The sequence below is a fragment of the Streptomyces fuscigenes genome (assembly GCF_021556455.1).
Taxonomy (GTDB): Bacteria; Actinomycetota; Actinomycetes; order Streptomycetales; family Streptomycetaceae; genus Streptomyces; species Streptomyces fuscigenes.
This window is the reverse complement of the sequence record NZ_JAKGCV010000326.1, coordinates 1-6,320: the sequence shown is the minus strand read 5'-3', so window position 1 is coordinate 6,320 and position 6,320 is coordinate 1. Positions and strand designations below refer to the sequence as shown.

At 75.1% G+C, this 6,320-nt stretch carries 7 protein-coding genes; 5 read left to right on the top strand and 2 right to left on the bottom strand.

Going from position 1 to position 6,320, the window contains the following annotated elements; genetic code table 11:
* Positions 1-234 precede the first annotated feature (234 nt).
* Entirely contained in the window at positions 235-825 is a 591-nt protein-coding gene (locus L1885_RS21345; RefSeq protein WP_235798781.1) for a biotin transporter BioY, read from the top strand.
* Between the two features lie 103 nt (positions 826-928).
* On the opposite strand, the gene L1885_RS21340 is transcribed toward L1885_RS21345, so the two are convergent.
* Complete coding sequence (locus tag L1885_RS21340; protein WP_235798780.1) at positions 929-2,425, bottom strand: amino acid permease; 1,497 nt, start codon at positions 2,423-2,425, stop codon at positions 929-931.
* Positions 2,426-2,815: 390 nt separating this feature from the next.
* Here L1885_RS21340 and L1885_RS21335 point away from each other — a divergent pair, with 390 nt between their 5' ends.
* The 3 genes from L1885_RS21335 to L1885_RS21325 all read left to right on the top strand — a co-directional run bounded on the left by L1885_RS21335 (position 2,816) and on the right by L1885_RS21325 (position 4,668).
* Entirely contained in the window at positions 2,816-3,304 is a 489-nt protein-coding gene (locus L1885_RS21335; protein ID WP_235798779.1) for a ribose-5-phosphate isomerase, read from the top strand.
* A 17-nt stretch (positions 3,305-3,321) separates the two neighbouring features.
* The gene (locus tag L1885_RS21330; RefSeq protein WP_235798778.1) at positions 3,322-4,131 is read left to right on the top strand and encodes an Fpg/Nei family DNA glycosylase; all 810 of its coding nucleotides are present in this window, start codon (positions 3,322-3,324) and stop codon (positions 4,129-4,131) included.
* Positions 4,132-4,209: 78 nt separating this feature from the next.
* Complete coding sequence (locus L1885_RS21325; protein WP_235798777.1) at positions 4,210-4,668, top strand: hypothetical protein; 459 nt, start codon at positions 4,210-4,212, stop codon at positions 4,666-4,668.
* Positions 4,669-4,822: 154 nt separating this feature from the next.
* Here L1885_RS21325 and L1885_RS21320 read toward each other — a convergent pair whose 3' ends face one another.
* On the bottom strand, positions 4,823-5,428 hold the full coding sequence (locus L1885_RS21320; RefSeq protein ID WP_235798776.1) for a TetR/AcrR family transcriptional regulator: 606 nt from the start codon (positions 5,426-5,428) through the stop codon (positions 4,823-4,825).
* Positions 5,429-5,519: 91 nt separating this feature from the next.
* Between L1885_RS21320 and L1885_RS21315 the strand changes: the two genes are divergently transcribed.
* Positions 5,520-6,320, top strand: an 801-nt coding sequence (locus tag L1885_RS21315; RefSeq protein WP_235798775.1) for a class I SAM-dependent methyltransferase, incomplete at its 3' end; no start/stop codon positions are given.

Here is a 6,320-nt window from a genome sequence, read left to right as displayed (position 1 = left end):
CGGGCCCTCCCGATACGCCCCGGCCGCTCCCTGCGCCCCGCCCGCGGGGCGGGCGGCGGCCCGTCCGACGGCCGCCGCGCGCCTGCGACCTGCACGGATGCGGCGGGGCGGCCGTTCACGGTCCACAACGCGGGTGCCGCGCCTTTGTCGGGCTCCGACGGCGGGGCCGAGGCGAACGTGGGTTAACGTCGAGGCGATTCGACCACCCGTCCGACCTCACTCCGCGGAGCCCCCATGAGCACCGTCGCGCCCACAGCGGCCGCCTCCCGCGCCGGCGTCCTCGCCGACCTCCTCCCCGCGAGCCGCGCCCGCGACATCGCCCTCGTCGCCGGCGGCGCCGTGCTCACCGGGATCGCCGCACAGCTGTCCGTGCCCGTGCCCGGCTCGCCGGTGCCCGTGACGGGCCAGACCTTCGCGGCGCTGCTCGTCGGCACGGCACTCGGCGCGCGCCGCGGCTTCCTCTCGCTCGCGCTGTACACGGTGCTGGGCATGGCGGGCCTGCCCTGGTTCTCCGGCGGCACCTCGGGCGCGGGCGGCGCCTCCTTCGGCTACGTGCTCGGCATGCTCGCCGCGTCCGCCGTCGTCGGCGCGCTGGCGCGGCGCGGCGGCGACCGGTCGGTACTGCGCACGGCGGGCACGATGGTGGCCGGCTCGGCCGTCGTCTACGCGATCGGCGTGCCGTATCTCGCCCTGTCGGCACACCTGTCGGCGAGCGCCGCGATCGCGGCGGGACTCGTGCCCTTCCTGCTCGGCGACGCGCTCAAGGCGCTCCTCGCCATGGGCGCCCTGCCTGGGGCCTGGAAGCTCGCGGGGCGCCGCGGCTGACCCGCCCGGACGACGACGAGGCCCCGGCCCCCCTGTAATGCACGGGGGCCGGGGCCTCGTCTTCGTCCGTCGGCCGGTGGACGTCACACGGCGTGCGGAAACGTTACGCTCCGTGCCCGGCCGAGTCCGTGCCGCCCGCGGCCGCCTCCGCCGGCACCGCGGCGGGCGTCTCCTTGCCCAGCGCCCGCCGCACGAGGGCGATGCCCACGACGATCGCCGCGACCAGCAGCGACAGCAGCATCTGGCTGCGTGCCGAGTCGTCGGTCAGCATGTAGCCGACGACGAACACGATGACCGCGGCCGTCACCCAGGTCAGGTACGGGAACAGCCACATCCGCACGACCAGCTTGTCCGGGGACTCGCGCAGGATGATGCGGCGCATCCGCAGCTGCGTGAGGCAGATCACCAGCCAGACGAACAGCGCGACCGCGCCCGACGAGTTCAGCAGGAACTGGAAGACGGTGTCGGGCCACTGGTAGTTGAACCACACGGCGAGGAAGCCGAAGGCCACCGACGACAGGATCGCCACGTGCGGGACGCCGCGCGAACTCGTACGGTTGAACGCCCGCGGCGCGTCACCGCGGCGGCCCAGCGAGAAGGCCATGCGCGAGGCCGTGTAGAGGCCGGAGTTGAGACACGACAGCACCGCCGTCAGGACGATCACGTCCATCGCCGTGCCGACGTGCGGAATGCCTATCGTGTCGAGCGCCGCGACGTAGCTGCCGTCCTTCGTGACGGACTTGTCGTTCCAGGGCACGAGCGCCAGCACGACGAAGATCGAGCCCAGGTAGAAGATGCAGATGCGCCAGATGACGCTGTTCGTCGCCTTGGACACGGCGCGCCGCGGGTCGGCGGACTCGCCCGCGGCCAGGGTGACGATCTCGCTGCCCATGAAGGAGAACACGACCAGCAGCACACCCGTGAGGATCGCGCCCGGCCCCTTCGGCAGGAAGCCTCCCGCGTCCGTCAGGTGCGACAGGCCCGCCGCGGGGTGGTCGGAGCCGGGCAGCACCCCGAAGACGGCGAGCAGCCCGATGACGATGAACGCGCCGATCGCCACGACCTTGATCCCGGCGAACCAGAACTCGAACTCGCCGTAGGAGGCGACGGAGGCCAGGTTCGAGCCCGTGAGCACGAGCATCACGATCAGCGACCAGCCCCACTGCGGGATCGCCGGCACCCAGCCGTTCAGGATCGTGGCGCCCGCGGTCGCCTCGACGGCGAGCACCACCACCCAGAAGAACCAGTAGAGCCAGCCGATGGAGAAACCGGCCCAGCGCCCGAGCGCCCGGTCGGCGTAGGCGGAGAACGAACCCGAACGCGGGTCCGCCGCCGCCATCTCGCCCAGCATCCGCATCACGAGGACGACCAGCAGGCCGACCAGGGCGTAGGAGATGAGGATGGCGGGACCCGCGGCGGCGATGCCGGAGCCCGAACCCACGAAGAGGCCCGCGCCGATGACACCGCCGATCGCGATCATCGACAGGTGGCGGTTGCGCAGCCCCGGGCGCAGGCCGCTGTCACCGGCCGAGGGCGGGGCGGGCGGCTCCGGGCGGGCGGGGTCGCCGCCACGCGCGGTGAGGGTGGGGGGACGAGTCATGTTGGTGCATCCCTCGGTTCGGTCACTGACACGGGCGTCACTGACGCCGGTGTCACTGCGGTAAGGACAATCGGCGGCCGGTCCCGGGCACCCGGGGCCTCCCGTGTGGATACTGCCCGGCGAGCGCCTCGCGGCCGCGCGCCACGCGGAGTTGTCCTCGGAAGACGGCGCCGCCAAGCGCCCCTCTCCCCCACTCCGCCCCACGGCGCGCGGCCCGGCTCACCCGTCCGGCTTCTCCCACGGAAGGCCCCGGGGGCGGTGGGCCGCGCGCCCTTGCGCACGCGCGGCCCGCCGCTCCCGGTCACGGCCTGCCCAGCATTGTCGGGTCCAGATCAACGCAAGGCGAGCCCCCTGCCCAATACCCGCCGGTTCCCGTGCCACACTCGGGTCATGCGCGTCTACCTCGGCTCCGACCACGCCGGCTACGAACTGAAGAACCACCTCGTCCAGTGGCTGACCTCGCACGGCCACGAACCGATCGACTGCGGCCCCCACATCCTCGACGAGCAGGACGACTACCCGCCGTTCTGCCTGCGCGCCGCGGAGCGCACGGCGGCGGACCCGGAGGCCCTCGGCATCGTGATCGGCGGCTCCGGCAACGGCGAGCAGATCGCCGCGAACAAGGTCAAGGGCGTCCGGGCCGCCCTCGCGTGGAGCGAGGAGACCGCACGCCTCGGCCGCGAACACAACGACGCGAACGTCCTGTCGGTGGGCGCGCGCATGCACAGCCGCGACGAGGCGACCTCGTTCGTCGAGGTGTTCCTGAAGACCCCGTACTCGGGCGAGGCACGCCACACCCGCCGCATCGACATGCTCACCGCGTACGAGGAGACCGGCGAACTGCCGCCCGTCCCCGCGCACCACCCGCAGCAGGGCTGAGGGCGGGCGCGGCACCCGTGCCCGAAGGCCACACCATCCACCGGCTCGCCCTCGACCACCGCGACCGCTTCGGCGGCCGGGTGGTCCGGGCGAGCAGCCCCCAGGGCAAGTTCTCCGACAGTGCCGCGCTGCTCGACGGGCGCGTGCTGGAGGACGTCGAGGCCCACGGCAAGCATCTGTTCCTCGGTTTCGGGGACACCGGCTGGGTCCACATCCACCTCGGCCTGTTCGGCAAGGTGGCCTTCGGGGCGCGGCCGGCCCCGCCGCCGACGGACACCGTGCGGCTGCGGCTGGTCGGCGAGTCGGCGTACATGGACCTGCGCGGCCCCACCGCGTGCGCCCTCGTCACCGACGGCGAGAAGCGGGCCGTGCAGGAGCGGCTGGGAGCGGACCCGCTGCGCGCGTCGTCGTCCGCCGACGACGCCTGGCCCCGCGTGTCGCGCTCCCGCACCACCGTCGCCACGCTGCTCATGGACCAGAAGGTCGTCTCCGGCGTCGGCAACGTCTACCGCGCCGAGGTGCTGTTCCGCCACGGCATCGACCCGTACCGGGCGGGCCGCGACCTGGCGCGGGCCGAGTGGGACGCCGTCTGGACCGACCTGGTGGCCCTGATGCGCGAGGGCGTGCGCAACAACCGCATCGACACGGTCCGCCCGGAGCACGAACCGGAGGCGATGGGCCGCCCGCCGCGCAAGGACGACCACGGCGGCGAGGTGTACGTCTACCGGCGGGCGAACCTGCCCTGCCTGGTGTGCGGGACGCCGGTGCGCACCGCGCAGCTCGCGGCGCGCAACCTCTTCTGGTGCCCGGTCTGCCAGGCCGCCTGAGCCTGCCGGGCCCGGCCGCCCGCCGGACCCTCCGGGCGCGGCGCGCCGCCGGGCGCCCGGTGTGAGATCGTTCGAGTGATGGCACCGGGAAACAGCAGCGCGAAGCTCCCCGTCGTGGCGGAGGCCGAGGCCGCGCTGCGCGCGCTCGGCGCCCGGGGCGCGGCGCTGGACCAGCGGCCCGCCGGCCGGGGGCACTGGTTCGCCGACTGGTCGGGGGCCCTCGCGGGTTCGGACGTCTACCTCGCGATCATGGGCAAGGAGGCCACGGCCCGCAAGGTGCGCCTCGTCCTGGACGACTGGATCCTCGAGGACGTCGCCACCTCGCATCTGGCCGAGGTGGTCACGGCGGTGTTCTCCGGCCGGGCGAGCATCCGCAGGAGGCGCGCCTGGTTCCTGGTGCCGGTGCAGACCCTGCGGGTCGGCGCGGGCCGGGCCCACTACTCCGCCGCGAAGAAACTGCCGCCCGAGGGCACACCGCGCGCGCCCTGGGAGGAAGCCCTGCTGGACGCGGATCCGGACGCGGACTCGGACACGTAGCAGGGCGGGACGTCTCGCGCGGGCGCGGCTCAGGGGCGGCTGCTCCGGCCGTGGTGGCGAGCGGTGCTGACACCCCCTCACCGGCTGCGGCCCCGGGCGAGCCGCGGCCCCGGGCCGGCCCGCGCGGGAGCGGCCGCGGGCTCAGGCCGCGGGCTCAGGCCGGGGCGGCCCCGGGCGCGTCCGGCACCAGGGCGGCGACCAGGCGGCGGACGAGCGCGGCCGTGCCGTCCGTCCCGGGCCCGCCGTGCATCAGCAGGTGGTGGACCGTGCCCGCGAGGGCGAGCGCGAGCATGGGGCAGTCGGCGTCCGCCGCGATCCGGCCGAGGCGCTGCTCGGCCCGGAGGTAGCGGGCCATGGCCTCCTCGACCGTGCCGGGCCCCGGGGCGCCGCCGGCCCACGCCCGCCCCACGCGTTCGGCGACCCGGTGGCGTGAGACCGCGGCCGCCGCGATCGCGGGCCCGTTCGCGCCGAGCATGGCGAGCGCCGCGCCCGCGAGGTTGTCGCGCACGTCGCCCTCCCCGGCGCGCGCGGCCAGCGGCCCGACCTGAGCGGCGACCCGCTCGAAGCGGTCGAGGACGAGCTGCGCGACGAAGTCGTCCAGGTCGGCGAAGTGGCGGTACAGCAGCCCCTTCGCGCAGTCCGCCTCCTCCGTCACCGACCTGTTGGTCAGGCCGGCCGGCCCCTCCCGGGCCAGGACCCGTTCGGCGGCGGCGAAGAGCCGCTCCCGGACGTCGGGGATCGCCACGCCGCGCGGTGCCATCGGTTCCTCCAGGGGCTTGCCAGTATGGGCGTTCGCCCATACCTTGGAATGGGCATTTGCCCATACTAGTCGCACCGACGGGAGCGATCCGATGCGCGAGCTCGCCAACACCGCCCAGTCCCAGGCCTGGAACGGCGACGAAGGCCGGTACTGGAGCGATCACCAGGACCGCTGGAACGCGGTCAACGAGGGCTTCGACGGGCCTCTCCTCGCGGCGGCGGCGATCGGGCCGCGCGACCGCGTCCTGGACGTCGGCTGCGGCACCGGGCAGACGACCCGGCTCGCGGCCGAGGCCGCGGCACAGGGCTCGGTCGTCGGGCTGGACCTCTCCGCCCCGATGCTCGACCGGGCGCGGGAGCTGGCCGCGCGCGAGGGCCTGGAGCGGATCGTCTTCGAGCAGGGCGACGCGCAGGTGCACCCGCTGCCCGCCGCCTCGTTCGACGTGGCGATCAGCCGCTTCGGGGTCATGTTCTTCGAGGACCCGGTCGCGGCCTTCACCACCGTGGGGCGGGCGCTGCGCCCCGGCGGGCGGCTGGCCTTCGTCTGCATGGCGGACCCGGCCCGCTGCGCGTGGGTACGGGTGTACGGCGCGGCGCGGGCCGCCCTACCCCTGCCCTCCGGCGGCGCCCCGGGCGCCGGCGGCTCGGGGATGTTCTCGCTGCGCGAGCCCGCGGTGATCGGCCGGGTCCTGCGCGGCGCGGGCTTCGCGGACGTGCGGACGGAGGCGGTGGAGGCCGACGGGGACTTCGGGCGGGACGCCGACGACGCCGCGGACCTGCTGCTCGGCTCGGGCCCGGGCCGCCACCTGGTGGGCCTGCTGGACTCCGCGGGCACGGCCGACGCGGCGGGGCGGGCCCGGGCCGCGCTGTCCGCGGCGCTGGCCGGGCACGAG